The following is a 15242-nucleotide window of genomic DNA, read 5'->3' as shown; positions in this document are numbered from 1 at the left end:
GTGGTGGGAGAACGGTAGCGGGCCCTAGGGGGCCGGGGGGTAGTTAGCGCGTTCAGCGCAGGACGCCCCAGTAGACTTCCGTAGCCTCTGGTCTTCCGGTGGCCAGGGGGAATGGGCGTGGGGGAGAGCAGCGCATGGCGGGGATCGATGACTACCGACGCAAGTGCTGGGACGCAGCGCTACACGCCTATGGGACCAGCCACATCTTTCAGAGGCGAGCTCGTGATCTGAAGCGTAAGACCGACGTGCTGACCTGGGTCGGGTTGGCCGTCCCGCTGCTCATTGGGGCCTTGGTTGGGACGTTCGGGAGGAACGAGTTCTGGGGTACAGCTCTAGCTGTTGGCGCGGTTATCGCCGCGGTGCAGCTCGCGATCAATCTCTGGTCCCTCGTCAGGCGCTGGCCCGAGGACCTGGCTTACTCTTCCGCTTCCGCAGTGGCGAACGAGTCGCTGGCTGCTCAGTTCGTGTCCTTGGCAGAAGATCCTCCGGCGCTGCCAGCGTTCCGCACCCGGTTCGAAAAGCTCAGCGTCGAGGACGGTGCCAGGCGGGCCAGGGATGGCGAGAAGAACGTGAAGGACAAGGAGCTCCGCAGAGGCATGCGCGCGGCGCTCCGGAAGTATCAACGGCCGTGCCTGGGATGCCAGCAGACCCCTACGGCGATGACCCCGACCGACTGCGACGTTTGCGGCAAGTTCTAGTTCAGGAGCCAGTGTGGACAGCAAGGTAGCGGCGGTCGTTCAGGGTTTCGCAGCTCTGTCTCAGGCCCAGAGGGCGGAGTTCATCGCCGTCGTGAATCGGTACATCAACGGTGACCTGATAACGAAGGACCGCATCGTGCGGGAGTCTCGGAGGGACTGGATCACCAAGGTTGACTTGGGGCCGGTCAGCCAGGCCTGCCCCTGCTGCGGCCGGTAGCTCTATCGAAGGGTCGTACCGCAGCCCCCGACCGGTATACGGACGGGGACTGTCGGGTGGTCACGTGTGTCGGCCAGGCAGGTCGGAAACGGCCTCGCGGCCGGGCCTGTCCCAAAGATCTGCAGCCCGGGAGAAGTTCTCGCGACTGAGTGAGACCCAGACGCCCCAGGAGAAAACGTCGTCGCTGCCGATGACCGGTATCTCGATCAGGCCCTTGACGAAGTAGTGCTGTGCGTGGATTACGCACTGGTCCGACGAGAGCAAGCAGTGCTCGGCGCCGGCGAAGGCGGGGTCCCACGCGGCCGGGGCCTCGGCCGTGTAGTTCATCGGCAACTCAGGGTGGTGGGCCCCGCAGCATGTGCAGGTGAATCCGAGATCACTGGTCATGACGTGGAGCCTAGTGATCGGCTTCGACGCCACTGGTCACCTCGACCTCAGGTGGATCAACTAGTGATCGCGGGTGCTGGTGATGGCCTCGCGCGCTGGTCCCCAGACGCGTTCGAACTCGGTCGACGTAATCTCGGCCGCGCAGTCGGTCTCCTCCCAGCCGTCCAGGCTTCCCTCGGCAAGGATGCCGTACGTGTGCTGGTAGACGGCCATCGCGGTTCGGTCGCCGCTGTCGCGGATGCCGAGGACCTCGCTCAAAGCCGCTGCGGTCACAGGCTTCAGAGTGGGGCCTTGAAGATCGACATGGCGAAGTGCCCAGCCTTCGGAGTCGAGCTCGAAGTAGGACCAGGTGTCGAGATCGTCGTAGTAGGAGCGTATCCATCGCGTGCCGCTGATTTCTGGGGTCCTTGTCTGTCGCGGTGGAGGGCTAGGGGAGGGCTGTGAAGGGAGCCAAAGCCGCTCCCGTGCGCGGGGCGGCGCTGCACCCGCGTCGATCTGGCGAGCCAGGGAGTCTGCGTGCTCGACGAGAAGCTCTCGCAGCTCAGCGTAGTGGGGCAGGGCGTCGGGCCGGGTCAGTTGAAACCAGGTGGTGTGACGCCGATTCGCCCAGGCGCGTTGAACGTGCTCGGTCTTCCCGGCTTCGATGGGACGGGGAGCGAAGAGATGTTCGCCTCGGGTGACGTGGCTCCAGATGAAGATGGAGGCGTCCTGCCGCTTGCGGTCATCGAGTACCGGCTGCGGGGCCCCGGAGGTGGGTGACAGACGGTTGACCAGCGCTTGCCATTCACCCCGGCTGAGGTTCCAGTCTTCAAGGACGGAACGGCGGTAGTGATAGTCGATGGGGTCGGTCTCGGCGGCCAGCTGGTCGGCGAGGTCATGCAGGGCCTTCTCGAAGACCGCCGGGCCATGTAGGGCGCGTGACCAGCGGTGCGCGTCGTTGGCCAGGGTGAACTGCATCCGTCCGGGCGAGATTCCGAGGAACTCAGCTGCTTCGTTCATGGAGCCTCCGGAGACCCAGTGAACGAGGCGGACGGAAGCGGTTCGGCGCAGGATCTTGGGCGTGATGCCTTCCAGGTCACTGAAGTGTTCTTCGAACCAGCGGGGGTCCAGAAAGGCCGGTACGTGTTCGGGCCGGTAGTCACTGCGGAACATGCCAGTCGATCCGTGAGGGCCACTCGCGCGCCGGAACGTGCGCGTCAGCGGTTCTGCCGCGTGACGTACCCGCGCTGAGCAGGAACTCTCCAGGCGGTTGAACAGACGACTCCAGGTGTCTCTGAGCGTGCCGTTCTTGCGGGAGGACTCGAGCAATTCTGCCAGCGTGTTCCGCAGGTCGCGCGCCTGCAGGAGCGTGTGGGAGGCGCTAAGCAGTGCTGCGCAGAGGGCGGCGTCGCGTGGCGGCGTGTGGAGCACACGGTTGCGCTCGCCGGCTGTGTTGCCCGCGGCCTGGACGTTGTGGACGTACGTATCCATCAGCGCAACGACTTCTCCGTCCACGAGTGACCGGGTCTGTGGCCACGAAGAGGTCACCAGAGCTGCGACGAGTCTCAGATCGGTGAAGTACTGCGAGGCCTCTTCGGGGGGATGGCCAGGGGCGAGTAGATCGAGAATGTGTCCTTGAAGTCTGAGGATCCGTTCCGTGGGTTGGAGTGCTTCCTTCCTGGGACGCGTCCTCTCCAGCCGGGTGCCGCAAGCTGACGTTCTGCGCTTGGCGAGAGACGGCTGGGCGGCTTGTCGGCGGCACTGGGCGGGATGCAGGGATGGGTCGTTCGCTCGGTGGATTAGGGCGTCGGTTCCGCTCTCGGCGGCGCCGCATCGTCGGCAGTGGTGCTCGAGATAGCGCTTGTGCTCCAGGCAGGCGAAGACGACAGGGAGGTGCCATGCCTTTTGCCATGCTCCTCCGAGTTGTTTCTGGAGGGGTGAGGCGTCTCCTGCCAGGCAGTTCGGGCAGTGTCGGGGGCTGATGAACAGCCACGGATCCCGCCCGGCCCGGGAGGTTGTTTCGCTGGAGGCGCCGATCGGTGGGTAGCGCTCCTTCCAGCCGGCCAGCGTGAGTTCCATGACCTCGGCCAGGCTGAGCCTTGTCGCGTGGGCGAAGGCGACGGCGTCGCTGGGATCGAGTTCCAGCAGAAGTCTGTGGCGGATGTGGCTGCTAGTGGGCTCGGAACGGCCCTCTGCCATGCGAGCAATATGCAGTGGGGGAACGTTGAGTCGGTGTGAGAGGCGCAGGATGAACCCCGGCAGCGACTCGCCGGTGAGCGGAACCAGGCTTCGAGGAAGCGGATGCACGCGTCGCCTCCCTCACGTGCCCGTTGCTGCGGCGGGACCGTGGTCGTCGAACACGGTGTTCCTGGGGCGCTTGTGTTCGCTGGAGCCAGCAGGCTTCTTGGCACTGCCGCCGGGGACGTCGGGGATCTCACCAGCACTGGGATCACGGCCTGGCGCGTTGTCGACGGCGATGGCGATGCCGTCCAGCAGGGCTTCTGTAAGGCATTCCGTGCCCGAGTCGATGGCTTCCTGGCAGCCGTCCTCGGCCAGCCGTTCCAGCAGTCCGACCACCCCGTTTGTGCGCTCGAGAAGGTACTCGGGCATGTGGCCGTCGGTGAGCATGCCCGGAGACGCCTTCAGGAGCCGCAACTGGCCCTCGATACCGGTCAGGTGATTGATCCAAGCGGTCATCTGAGCCGGAGTGTCGTAGCGGAATCGGTCCAGTTCGACCAGATCGAAGCGCCGTTCCGTCTGGGTCGACTCCAGTGAGTGGGCTTTGGCATGCCTGGACGGCGGGAAGATCACCTGCCGGGTGCGGGGGTCGTGGCGTCCTTCTCGCAACAGGCCCGAGCCGGGGATGTCGACGCCCACCAGGATGAGGGTGACGTGCATGCTCATGAAGGCCCGGATCAGATCGAGCGTGTCCTGATCATCGGCCCTGTGCAAGCGAAGCCTCGTAATATCATCCAGAATCAAGGCCTTTGTGCCATGGTCATGCAGCGAGGTGGCGACCTGGTGGATGAGGTCGGGCAGATCTATCCGCGGGTTGAGCGGGGCGCCGTAGAAGTTGAGGATGGCCTTGCAGGTGCTCTTCGGCTTCGCGGTCACTGGTGTCTGGACGTATGCGACGGGAATGTGCAGGTCGCGGGCCCCGGCAACTGCATCGGGGTTGAGGTGCTGGTGCAGCTCTAGCCAGGAGTCCTCGAACGTCGCAGCGATCTCGCAGATCGTCTCGGTCTTGCCCTGGTAGCCGCCACCCGTCACCATCACGCCGGCCCTGGTGGTGGGTTTCCGCTTGAGCGCGTTGGTCATGATGCGCCCGTGGAGCAATTTGGTGACGGACTTGGTCATCGGGGTCTGTAGCAGCGGCAGGTTTGCGTGAGTGGCCGCGCGATGCAGATCATGCAGGGATCTCTTTCGCGAGCTCAGGCGCCGCCACTCGGCAAGACTCAGCCGTGGCGCCGGCACGAAGTTGTTTCGGGTCGTTCGCCAGTGCTCCCATCCACTTGCCGTGTCCCGCATTGGCGGCGAGCCGGGCAGGAGGAACGGAACGAGCCCGCCGTTTCCCGGGGCACTCATGCGGGCTCCGGACTCTGTTCGGAGGCCTGATCGTCATCCTCATCGGGCAACAGGAAGAGATTGCGGGCTCGCAGGGCCTCGCCCAGCAGGAGTGGAGGTGTCGGCGGCTGGGAGACCGCGGCTTCGCGGCGCTGCTGACGGTCCGCTGTGACGGCCCGGCGAGTCCTTTGGGCCAGCTCGGCTGGCCTGGCCGGCGGAGGAAGCGCGCTCAGCGGGGCGGACGGCCGGTCGGCGTCAGCAGTACGGGCCCGTGCCAGCTCCCGGGCCCGTTCGCTCTTCTGCTTGGCGGTCATCTGGGTCGGCCAGGCCGTAACTGGCGTCCGCGCGGCCACCAAATGAAGGAGCATGGGCAGCAGTTCGCCATCATCGCGTGGTTTGAGACCGGCTCGGGCCGCCTCGCGGAGCACTTCGCGTACGCGTGTATCGGAGAAGGCCGGGAGGTCATCTCCCGGCGGCAGGCCGTTCCAGCTCAGGGCATGCCAGAGCCCCGGGTGTTCGGGGTCTTCGAAATGGACCTCGCGGCAGTCCCGCGGATCGCGGTTGATTGCCCACTTGCCCTCGTGTCGTCCGCTGCGGCCGGAGCGCCGGCCGCGGTAGGGCTCCAGGACTGGGTCGGTGCCGCCGTACCAAAGTCCGCCGATCTTCACCCCGCGACGGCGGTCAATCTTTACGAAGTGGGCGGGCAGAAGCTCGTAATACAGACTCGGCTCGGGGATCTCCAGGCTGATCCCGTCACGGGCCGCCGCGGCGGCGAACAGCGTGTTCGGGCTGTGCCGCCCGCCAGGGTCCCAAGCAGGCGAATACTGATCGAGTCTCCGGTTCTGCCACACCGCGACAATCCAGGTCGCCAACAAGTGCTCCATCTCAGCCAGCGTCCAGACTGCATCCCCCTCCGGGTCCACCCCGCGGTCAGCGACATCGACACCGCGGAACCCGAGCAGGAGTTCTAGCAACAGCGACTGGATTCCGGCGAAGGCACGTTCGCAGGCGGCCTTGTCGGTCGGACGCATCGCACGGGCCGGAAGCAACTCAACCCCCAACGTGCGTGCGACCTGGACGATCTGGTGATTCTTGTAGACGCTGCCGTGATCGCTAGTCACCGTCTCTGGGGCGAAGAACGGCAGCCCCGCCACCCGGTGCCCCGCGAATTCGGCGACCAGGGCAGCCGGAACACCTGGGTAGGGCCACTCCAGCTCCTCGCCCCAGCCCGGGCGCATCGGCAGCGGCAGCAGCACATCCCGCAGCAGCATCGCCACCTCCACCGACGAGTCCGACACCGGCGTGAGACGGAACGCGACGAGCGAATGCGAATAGGTGTCCAGGGCCAGGGTGAGATGGACGGAGATCGGGGTGCCGAAGACATCTCGAGCACCTTCACCGGCAGCGGCGTGGTGTCCAGCGCGACCACCTGTCCCGGCCGGACGATCACTACCTTCGCCTTCCCCGTCTCCACCGCCGCAGCGGAGCGGATGTATCGCTGCCGAGCCCCCTCGGCGCCGAACCACTCCTTCCACACCTTCGCCAGCGTGGTGTAGTGCGGCACCTCCACTTTCCTGCCCTCGACCTCGAACTTCTCCCGCACGTACTGGTGGATCATCCGTTCCTTCGTCTTCATGCTCACCTTCGAGCGATGCAGCGACTCAGCATGAACGGCCCGGATTGCCTCGGCGACCTCGTCGCCGATCGCCCGGCGGCCACGCAGGGCGGCGTCCACCTTCCGTCCGCCAGGCCCATCAACCCGTTCTCGTTGTACTGAGCGGCCATGCGTTTCAGCGTGCGCTCACTGATCCACTCCAGCCCCAGCTGTTTGGCCTCTTGGCGGTCTAGATCCTTCAGCTCGGCCACCTTCGCCCGCCGCCGCTCAGTCAGCGTGGTCCGCTCCGGGTCGTACTCAACCCTGGGCTCACCCGGCCGCGCCCAGGACCGGCTGCCACTGCGGTAGCCCGTCTCCGCCTCCAGCAGATGAGCCATCCGGATCCGGGCCCGCGTCAGGTCGTGCTCTTCAAGATCCTCGCTTCGAGGCCGCTGCCGCCCACCGGTCATGACGCCCTCCCCACCGGATAGATCCAGCTGGCATCGTCCAGCGGCTTAGCCAGGTCCATCGCCAGACGGCGGTGCCAGAGCAGGTGAACCGCATGTGCACGGGCCACCGCCGGCAGCGACGTAGCCTCCGCCAGCTCGCCGAACCGCCGAGGACGCTCCCTTAGCAGCTCCAGCAGTTCGCCCCGAAGCCCGAGGCGGTCGGACATCGGGCGTCGCCGAGCGGATAGCGCATCAAGGCTGGTCAGCACCTGGCGGCGCCAGCCGGAGGCCACCAGGTAGCGCCATCCCACCGCGCTGGCCGCCCACTCCGTCGCGGCGAACTTCACCAGATCGTTGTCCTTGACCAAGTGCCCGGGCCGGACATCGATCAGCATCGCCGAGTCGGGCGAGAGCACCAGGAAGTCCGGCGTGTGGTCCTCGCTGCCGTCCACAGTGGTGAACCGCAGTTTGAACGGTTGCGACAGCACCTCCACCACGTTGCCGACGAAGTCCAGGGCCATCAGCAGATTCCGTTCAGCCAGGCTCTCAAAGCCATGCATCCGCCCCGTGGCCAGCAGGTACTGCAGCCCAGGACGGTGCCGCTGTCCCGCCCGCCAGGTGAACCCGCGAACCGGCACCGATGCAATGGCCGGGACGCTGGTCAGGTCCTGGACCGGGGAGATCACATCCGCTTGTGCGGTTTTCCACCTCGCCGTCCAGCGCCGGGCCCATCCGGGCTCGGTGTCCAACCCCTCGGTCACCGCCGGATCGATCGCATACGGCGCGACGAGGTCATCCAGGGCGCAGCTGTGCGACCAAGCAGGCCGGGATTCGATCTCCGGAGCACGGACCGTTTCCTTCATGCCCCCAGAAGACCCGGTTCGTACCGCCTCCGTACGACTTTTCCGAAGACTCAGCAGGAGAATGGGGGTGGCCGCTACCCTGCGGGCCAACACTGACGCTCGGACGGGCCAACTCAAGCGCTAAAGGGCCAACTGAAGCACTAAGTCTCAGTCGCCTGCGGGGGCCTCGCGGATAGTCATTGCATAAAACTGCTGGATTCCGTATAGTCATGCCATCAAGGAGGAGGGCCCATGACAGTACGAGCAGCAGTGGCCGGTGCGAGCGGATACGCCGGGGGTGAGGTGCTGCGCCTGCTTCTGGGGCACCCGGAGGTGGAGATCGGCGCGCTGACCGGCCACTCCAACGCCGGGCAGCGCCTGGGTGCGCTGCAGCCGCATCTGGCGCCGCTGGCCGACCGGGAGCTCCAGGCGACCTCCGCCGAGGTCCTGGCCGGGCACGACGTCGTCTTCCTCGCGCTGCCGCACGGCCAGTCCGCCGCGGTCGCCGAGGAGCTCGGGCCCGATGTCCTCGTCGTGGACTGCGGCGCCGACTTCCGGCTGAGCGACGCCACCGACTGGGAATCGTTCTACGGCTCGGACCACGCGGGCACCTGGCCGTACGGGCTGCCGGAGCTGCCCGGAGGCCGCACCGCACTGCAGGGGACCCGGCGCATCGCGGTCCCGGGCTGCTACCCCACTGCCGTCTCGCTCGCCCTGTTCCCCGCGTACGCGGACCGGCTCGCCGAGCCCGAGGCCGTGATCGTCGCGGCCACCGGCACCTCCGGCGCGGGCAAGGCCCTCAAACCGCATCTGCTGGGCTCCGAGGTCATGGGCTCGATGAGCCCGTACGGCGTCGGCGGCGGCCACCGGCACACCCCCGAGATGATCCAGAACCTGAGCGCGGTGGCCGGTGAGCGCATCAGCGTCTCCTTCACCCCGACCCTGGCCCCGATGTCGCGTGGCATCCTCGCCACCTGCTCGGCCCGGGCGAAGCCCGGTGTGGACGCCGCAGCCGTACGGGCCGCCTACGAGAAGGCGCTGGCCGACGAGCCGTTCGTCCAGCTGCTGCCCGAGGGCCAGTGGCCGTCGACCGCCGCCGTGTACGGCTCCAACACCGCCCAGATCCAGGTGACCCTCGACGCGGCGGCCGGCCGGATCATCGCGATCAGCGCCCTCGACAACCTCACCAAGGGGACCGCGGGCGGCGCGGTGCAGAGCATGAACATCGCCCTGGGCCTCCCCGAGGGGACGGGGCTCCCGAAGGTCGGGGTCGCGCCGTGACCCGGACCTGCACAGGGCGGCACGGCATGACCGGCGGGGCCGGAGAAGTGACGGAGGACAAGCAGTGAGCGTGACGGCAGCACAGGGATTCACGGCGGCGGGCATCGCCGCCGGGATCAAGGCCCCTCCTGCCAATGGGAGCGGCGGCGTTCCGGACCTCGCCCTCGTGGTGAACAACGGGCCCCGACGCGCCGCCGCCGGTGTCTTCACCTCCAACCGCGTCAAGGCGGCGCCGGTCGTCTGGTCCGAGCAGGTCCTCAAGGGCGGCACGGTCTCCGCCGTCATCCTCAACTCCGGTGGCGCCAACGCCTGTACGGGCCCGCTCGGCTTCCAGGACACCCACGCCACCGCGGAGAAGGTCGCCGAGGTGCTCGAAGGCCACAGCGCCGGAGAGGTCGCGGTCGCCTCCACCGGACTGATCGGCCTGCGGCTCCCGATGGACAAGCTGCTGCCCGGAGTCGAGCGGGCCGCGGCCGAACTGACCGCGCACGGCGGCGAGAAGGCCGCGATAGCCATCAAGACCACGGACAGCGTGCACAAGACCGCGCAGCTGAGCCGCGACGGCTGGACCGTCGGCGGTATGGCCAAGGGCGCCGGCATGCTCGCCCCGGGCCTGGCCACCATGCTCGTCGTCCTGACCACCGACGCCGATCTGCCGGCCGCGGATCTCGACACGGCACTGCGGGCCGCGACCCGTACCACCTTCGACCGCATCGACTCCGACGGCTGTATGTCGACCAACGACACGGTGCTGCTGCTCGCCTCCGGAGCCTCCGGCGTCGTACCGGCCGCCGACGACTTCGCCGAGGCGGTGCGCACGGTCTGCGACGACCTCGCCCGGCAGCTGATCGGGGACGCCGAGGGCGCCAGCAAGGACATCAGGATCGAGGTCGTGGGCGCGGCCAGCGAGGACGACGCCGTCGAGGTCGGCCGCTCCATCGCCCGCAACAACCTCCTCAAGTGCGCCATCCATGGCGAGGACCCCAACTGGGGCCGGGTGCTCTCCGCCATCGGCACCACGTCCGCCGTCTTCGAGCCCGACCGGCTGAACGTCGCCATCAACGACATCTGGGTCTGCAAGAACGGCTCGGTGGGCGAGGACCGCGAGCTGGTCGACATGCGATACCGGGAGGTCCGCATCACCGCCGACCTCGCCGCCGGCACCGAGTCCGCGGTCATCTGGGCCAACGACCTCACCGCCGACTACGTCCACGAGAACAGCGCGTACTCGTCATGAGCAGGCAAACAGAGGAAAGCGAGGCCGGCGCATGAGTGCCCGCAAGCACACGGCGTTGCCCAAGGCCCGCACGCTCATCGAGGCGCTGCCCTGGCTGACCCGCCACCACGGCAAGACCGTCGTCATCAAGTTCGGCGGCAACGCCATGGTCGACGAGGAGCTCAAGCGCGCCTTCGCCCAGGACGTGGTCTTCCTGCGGCACGCCGGACTGCGCCCCGTTGTCGTGCACGGCGGCGGCCCGCAGATCAGCGCCCAGCTGGATCTGCTCGGCCTGGAGTCGGAGTTCAAGGGCGGCCTGCGGGTCACCACCCCCGAGGCGATGAACGTCGTCCGGATGGTGCTGGCCGGCCAGGTCCAGCGTGAGCTGGTCGGACTGCTCAACGAGCACGGCCCGCTCGCCGTCGGCATGACCGGCGAGGACGCCCATCTGATGACCGCGACCAAGCACTTCGCCGACATCGACGGCGAGCGGGTGGACATCGGCCGGGTCGGTGAGATCACCGCCATCGACCCCGGCGCGGTGCAGGCGATGCTGGACGACGGCCGGATCCCGGTCATCTCCTCCATCGCCCGCAGCAGCGACGCCGAGGACGCCGCCTCCGGTGCCTCGGGCGTCTTCAACGTCAACGCCGACACCGCCGCGGCCGCCCTGGCCGCCGCGCTCGGCGCCGAGACCCTGATGGTGCTCACCGACGTCGAGGGCCTCTACGAGGACTGGCCGAACAGCGACGAGGTGATCTCCCGCCTCACCGCCACCGAACTGGAGAAGCTGCTGCCCGACCTGGCCAGCGGCATGGTCCCCAAGATGCGGGGCTGTCTGCACGCCGTCCGCAACGGGGTGCACACCGCCCGGGTCATCGACGGGCGGGTCCAGCACTCGATCCTGCTGGAGATCTTCACCGACGAAGGAATCGGCACGATGGTCGTGCCGGACGCGAACACGATCGAGGGGGCGGCATGAGCGACGTGGCACAGGCCCACGGCCCGGAGACCAACGCAGGCCTCACCGGGCGCTGGCAGGGCGCCATGATGGACAACTTCGGCACCCCCCGCGTCCCGCTGGTCCGCGGTGAGGGCACCACCGTGTGGGACGCCGACGGCAAGGAGTACCTCGACTTCCTCGGCGGCATCGCCGTCAACGCCCTCGGCCACGCCCACCCGGCGGTGGTCCGTGCGGTCTCCGACCAGGTCGCCACCCTCGGCCATGTCTCGAACTTCTTCGTCGCCGAGCCCACCGTGGCCCTCGCCGAGCGCCTGCTCGCGCTGGCCGGACGCCCCGGCCGGGTCTACTTCTCCAACTCCGGCGCCGAGGCCAACGAGGCCGCCTTCAAGATCGGCCGGCTGACCGGGCGCACCCATATGGTCTCCACCGCCGGCGGCTTCCACGGCCGCACCATGGGCGCCCTCGCGCTCACCGGCCAGCCCGCCAAGCAGGCCCCGTTCGCCCCGCTCCCCGGCGACGTCGACCATGTCCCGTACGGGGACGTCGAGGCCCTCCGCGCCGCCGTCACCACCGACACCGCCTTCGTCATCCTGGAGCCCGTCCAGGGCGAGAACGGCGTCATCGTCCCGCCGCCCGGCTACCTCCAGGCCGCCCGCGAGATCACCGCCGCCACCGGCACCCTGCTCGTCCTCGACGAGATCCAGACCGGCATCGGCCGGACGGGCCACTGGCTGGAGTCCCGGGCCCAGGGCGTCGAGGCCGACATCATCACCCTCGCCAAGGGCCTCGGCGGCGGACTGCCGATCGGCGCGACGCTGGCCTTCGGCCCGGCCGCCGACCTGCTCACGCCCGGTTCGCACGGCTCGACCTTCAGCGGCAACCCGGTGGTCTGCGCCGGCGCCCTCGCCGTCCTGGACACCATCGAGACGGACGGCATCCTGGAGAACGTCAAGCGCGTCGGCGAGCGGCTGCGCACCGGGACCGAGGCCCTGGGGCACCCCTTGGTCAGCCAGGTCCGCGGCGCGGGGCTGCTCCTGGGTATCGTCTTGACGGAGTCGCTGGCGCCGCAGGTGCAGCAGGCGGCTCAGGACGCGGGCCTCCTGGTGAACGCGGTCGCGCCGGACGTCATCCGGCTCGCCCCGCCGCTGATCGTCTCCGACGACGAAGCGGAGGAGTTCCTCCGGAAGCTGCCCGCCGTCCTCAACACGGCCCGCCAAAGGGCCGACGGGGAACGACGAGCCGGAGACTGACGACAACGATGACCGAGCCGCAGGACAACGAGGCGCAAAACGGCGGCCAGGCCGTACCGCAGACCCGCACCGCCCGCCACCGCCGGATCGTGGACATCCTCAACCGGCTGCCGGTCCGCTCCCAGAGCCAGCTCGCCAAGCTGCTCGCCGACGACGGTCTGTCCGTCACCCAGGCGACGCTCTCCCGCGATCTGGACGAACTGGGCGCGGTGAAGATCCGCAACACCGGCGGTGAGCTGATCTACGCGGTGCCCAGCGAGGGCGGCGACCGCAAGCCACGGGCGCCGCTGGGGGAGTCCGCCAAGGAGGAGCGGATGCGCCGCCTGTCCAGCGAACTCCTCATCTCCGCCGAGGCCTCCGCCAACCTCGTGGTCCTGCGCACCCCGCCGGGCGCCGCCCAGTTCCTGGCCTCGGCCATCGACCAGGCCGAACTCCACGACATCCTCGGCACCATCGCCGGCGACGACACCCTGATGCTCATCAGCCGCGACCCGGCGGGCGGCCAGGCCCTCGCCGACCATCTGCTGCGGCTGGCGCAGAAGGCGCACTGAGCCCCTCCGCACGCGCTCCCGGGGGCCTTTCGTCGCCCCCGGAGCACCTCACTCCGCCCCCGGACGGCGGTTGTGCGGAGCATCCGCCCGAGCCACTCTCTCCCCGCCGAACCGCATACGGCAGGATGGCAGTTCGCGCCGGGACGTCCACGGATGTCCCGGCGCTTCACAGCCCTAGAGACAAGCAGGTGGCATGGTGACGAGACATCACATCCGGCTCATAGCACGTCCGCTCCTCCCGGTCGCGGGAGGAGCCGGCCGGTGAACCGCGCTGTGACACTGCACGACCTGATCGTCGCCGGCGCCGCGCTCGCCGCCGGCATCGTGGCCGGACTGCTGCTGCGCTGGACCCTGCGGTGGCTGGGCAAACACGCACTCAAAACCCGGTGGAGCGGGGACGACATCCTCGTCGACGCGCTGCGGGCGGTGGTGCCCTGGGCGGCGGTCACCGGCGGTCTGGCGGCCGCGGCCGCGGCACTGCCGCTGACGGAGACCGTCGGACGCACCGTCAACCGGTCGCTGATGGTGCTGCTCATCCTGGTCGGCACGCTCACCGCGGCCCGGGTCATCACCGGTGTGGTGAAGTCCCTTGCGCAGTCCCGGTCCGGGGTAGCCGGATCGGCCACAATTTTCGCCAACATCACCCGCATCATCGTGCTGGCGATGGGCTTCCTCGTGGTCCTCCAGACCCTGGGCATCTCCATCGCCCCGCTGCTCACCGCGCTCGGCGTGGGCGGCCTCGCGGTCGCCCTGGCGCTCCAGGACACCCTCGCCAACCTCTTCGCGGGCGTGCACATCCTCGCCTCGAAGACCGTGCAGCCCGGTGACTACATCCGGCTCAGCAGCGGCGAGGAGGGCTATGTCGTCGACGTCAACTGGCGCAACACCGTGGTGCGTCAGCTCTCCAACAACCTGGTGATCATCCCCAACACCCAGCTGGCCGGCACCAACATGACCAACTTCACCCGCCCGGAACAGAAGTTGACGATCCTGGTGCAGGTGGGCGTCGGCTACGACAGCGACCTCGACCACGTCGAGCGGGTCACCACCGAGGTCATCGACAGCGTGATGAAGGACGTCAACGGCGGCGACCCCGACCACGAAGCGGCCGTCCGCTTCCACACCTTCGGCGACTCCCGGATCGGCCTCACGGTGATCCTGGGCGTCGGCGAGTTCAGCGACCAGTACCGGATCAAGCACGAGTTCATCAAGCGCCTGCACCAGCGCTACCGGGACGAGGGCATCAGGATCCCCTCCCCGGCCCGCACCGTGGCCCTCCAGAAGCCGGAGGAGATCGTGATTCCGCACCAGCGGGACCTCTCGGAGACCGTGCCGCCCGTGCCGTAGGGCGCACCGGCCGGCGCCGGTGACACCCGCGGGCTGCGGCAGCCGTGGGGCCGGCGCCGGCTCGCTCCCGTCGGCCCGGCCTTCCCCGCCGTCCGGCCACCCGGCCGCAGGGCGAAGGCCGTGCGGGGCCGCGGCAGGCCCCCGCCCGGACCCGAGCACGGCAAAGGCCGCTCCCGATCTTCGGAAGCGGCCTTTGACCTGCAAAAACACCGTCGGGACGACAGGATTTGAACCTGCGACCCCTTGACCCCCAGTCAAGTGCGCTACCAAGCTGCGCCACGTCCCGGTGCTCGTGCCGGCCGGAGAACTCCCGGCCGGGGCGTGCAGAAGAAAAATACCCTGTCCCGGGCCATGAATCCAAAGCGGGTCCCCCGCGGGGCCTTCCGGGGCCTCCGGCGGGGGCCCTGCTTCCGTGGTTCGATGAGGTTATGGGTGAAATGTCCGCGAAGAAGAACCTCCGGCTGCGCCGGGTTTATGAGGCGCCGGAGCCGTCGGACGGGGCGCGGGTGCTGGTCGACCGGCTGTGGCCGCGGGGGCTGTCCAAAGCGGATGCGCAGCTCACCGAGTGGTGCAAGGAGGTGGCGCCCTCGTCCGAGCTGCGGCGCTGGTTCCACCATGAGGAACCACGGTTCACCGAGTTCGCCGAGCGCTATCGCGAGGAGCTGGCGCAGGAGGCGGTGCAGCCGGCGCTGGAGCGGCTGCGGGAGCGCGCCGCGCAGGGGCCGCTGACGCTGCTGACGGCCACCAAGGACGTGTCGGTGAGCCATGTGAACGTGCTGATCGAGGTGCTTCAGGAGGGGCTCTGAGGCTCCGCGCCACGCCGACGACCCGCCGCTGACCTGCATATTCATCGATGCGTTGACGAAACATACGGTGGAGTGCATACTTATACCCATCAGCGAA

At 68.4% G+C, this 15242-nt stretch carries 15 protein-coding genes, 1 tRNA gene and 1 pseudogene; 10 read left to right on the top strand and 7 right to left on the bottom strand.

Annotation, left to right across the window (positions count from 1 at the left end):
• Positions 1-134: 134 nt before the first annotated feature.
• Positions 135-698 carry a mobilome CxxCx(11)CxxC protein gene (locus NUT86_RS08510; RefSeq protein ID WP_274734510.1) on the top strand — a complete coding sequence of 188 codons (564 nt, stop codon included), beginning with the start codon at positions 135-137 and terminating at the stop codon, positions 696-698.
• 13 nt (positions 699-711) lie between these two features.
• Entirely contained in the window at positions 712-915 is a 204-nt protein-coding gene (locus tag NUT86_RS08505; RefSeq protein ID WP_274734508.1) for a hypothetical protein, read from the top strand.
• Between the two features lie 90 nt (positions 916-1005).
• Here the strand turns inward: NUT86_RS08505 and NUT86_RS08500 are convergent.
• The 4 genes and pseudogenes from NUT86_RS08500 to NUT86_RS08485 form a co-directional block, all read right to left on the bottom strand.
• Positions 1006-1242 (bottom strand): annotated as a pseudogene (locus NUT86_RS08500) (DUF2199 domain-containing protein); the annotation flags it as partial.
• 120 nt (positions 1243-1362) lie between these two features.
• On the bottom strand, positions 1363-3588 hold the full coding sequence (locus NUT86_RS08495; RefSeq protein ID WP_274734507.1) for a TniQ family protein: 2226 nt from the start codon (positions 3586-3588) through the stop codon (positions 1363-1365).
• Between the two features lie 12 nt (positions 3589-3600).
• Entirely contained in the window at positions 3601-4638 is a 1038-nt protein-coding gene (locus tag NUT86_RS08490) for a TniB family NTP-binding protein (RefSeq protein ID WP_274734506.1), read from the bottom strand.
• A gap of 224 nt (positions 4639-4862) precedes the next feature.
• On the bottom strand, positions 4863-6116 hold the full coding sequence (locus NUT86_RS08485) for a hypothetical protein (protein WP_274734505.1): 1254 nt from the start codon (positions 6114-6116) through the stop codon (positions 4863-4865).
• Between the two features lie 84 nt (positions 6117-6200).
• On the opposite strand from NUT86_RS08485, the gene NUT86_RS08480 reads away from it, so the two are divergent.
• Entirely contained in the window at positions 6201-6401 is a 201-nt protein-coding gene (locus tag NUT86_RS08480; protein WP_274734503.1) for a hypothetical protein, read from the top strand.
• An 82-nt stretch (positions 6402-6483) separates the two neighbouring features.
• Here NUT86_RS08480 and NUT86_RS08475 read toward each other — a convergent pair whose 3' ends face one another.
• Both NUT86_RS08475 and NUT86_RS08470 read right to left on the bottom strand, forming a co-directional pair.
• On the bottom strand, positions 6484-6909 hold the full coding sequence (locus NUT86_RS08475; protein WP_274734502.1) for a hypothetical protein: 426 nt from the start codon (positions 6907-6909) through the stop codon (positions 6484-6486).
• Entirely contained in the window at positions 6906-7751 is an 846-nt protein-coding gene (locus tag NUT86_RS08470; protein WP_274734501.1) for a TnsA-like heteromeric transposase endonuclease subunit, read from the bottom strand. Before NUT86_RS08470 ends, NUT86_RS08475 begins: the two co-directional genes overlap by 4 nt.
• 231 nt (positions 7752-7982) lie before the next feature.
• On the opposite strand from NUT86_RS08470, the gene argC reads away from it, so the two are divergent.
• From argC to NUT86_RS08440, 6 genes are all read left to right on the top strand, one after another.
• On the top strand, positions 7983-9011 hold the full coding sequence (gene argC, locus NUT86_RS08465; RefSeq protein ID WP_159489802.1) for an N-acetyl-gamma-glutamyl-phosphate reductase: 1029 nt from the start codon (positions 7983-7985) through the stop codon (positions 9009-9011).
• Positions 9012-9075: 64 nt separating this feature from the next.
• A complete protein-coding gene (gene argJ, locus NUT86_RS08460) occupies positions 9076-10248 on the top strand; it encodes a bifunctional glutamate N-acetyltransferase/amino-acid acetyltransferase ArgJ (protein WP_093647724.1) in 1173 nt (390 codons plus the stop codon).
• A gap of 31 nt (positions 10249-10279) precedes the next feature.
• On the top strand, positions 10280-11209 hold the full coding sequence (gene argB, locus NUT86_RS08455; protein ID WP_018087698.1) for an acetylglutamate kinase: 930 nt from the start codon (positions 10280-10282) through the stop codon (positions 11207-11209).
• On the top strand, positions 11206-12441 hold the full coding sequence (locus NUT86_RS08450; RefSeq protein WP_148588272.1) for an acetylornithine transaminase: 1236 nt from the start codon (positions 11206-11208) through the stop codon (positions 12439-12441). The genes argB and NUT86_RS08450 overlap by 4 nt, the downstream gene beginning before the upstream one ends.
• A gap of 8 nt (positions 12442-12449) precedes the next feature.
• Complete coding sequence (locus tag NUT86_RS08445; protein WP_018087696.1) at positions 12450-12992, top strand: arginine repressor; 543 nt, start codon at positions 12450-12452, stop codon at positions 12990-12992.
• Positions 12993-13253: 261 nt separating this feature from the next.
• Entirely contained in the window at positions 13254-14339 is a 1086-nt protein-coding gene (locus tag NUT86_RS08440; RefSeq protein ID WP_159489800.1) for a mechanosensitive ion channel family protein, read from the top strand.
• 212 nt (positions 14340-14551) lie between these two features.
• Here the strand turns inward: NUT86_RS08440 and NUT86_RS08435 are convergent.
• A tRNA-Pro gene (locus NUT86_RS08435) sits at positions 14552-14625 on the bottom strand.
• A gap of 142 nt (positions 14626-14767) precedes the next feature.
• Between NUT86_RS08435 and NUT86_RS08430 the strand changes: the two genes are divergently transcribed.
• On the top strand, positions 14768-15145 hold the full coding sequence (locus NUT86_RS08430; protein ID WP_274734499.1) for a DUF488 domain-containing protein: 378 nt from the start codon (positions 14768-14770) through the stop codon (positions 15143-15145).
• Positions 15146-15242: the final 97 nt, after the last annotated feature.

It is taken from the genome of Streptomyces sp. G7(2002) (genome assembly GCF_028870195.1).
Lineage (GTDB): Bacteria > Actinomycetota > Actinomycetes > Streptomycetales > Streptomycetaceae > Streptomyces > Streptomyces nigrescens.
The sequence above is the reverse complement of the archived record's forward strand: the minus strand, read 5'-3'. Positions and strand labels throughout refer to the sequence as shown.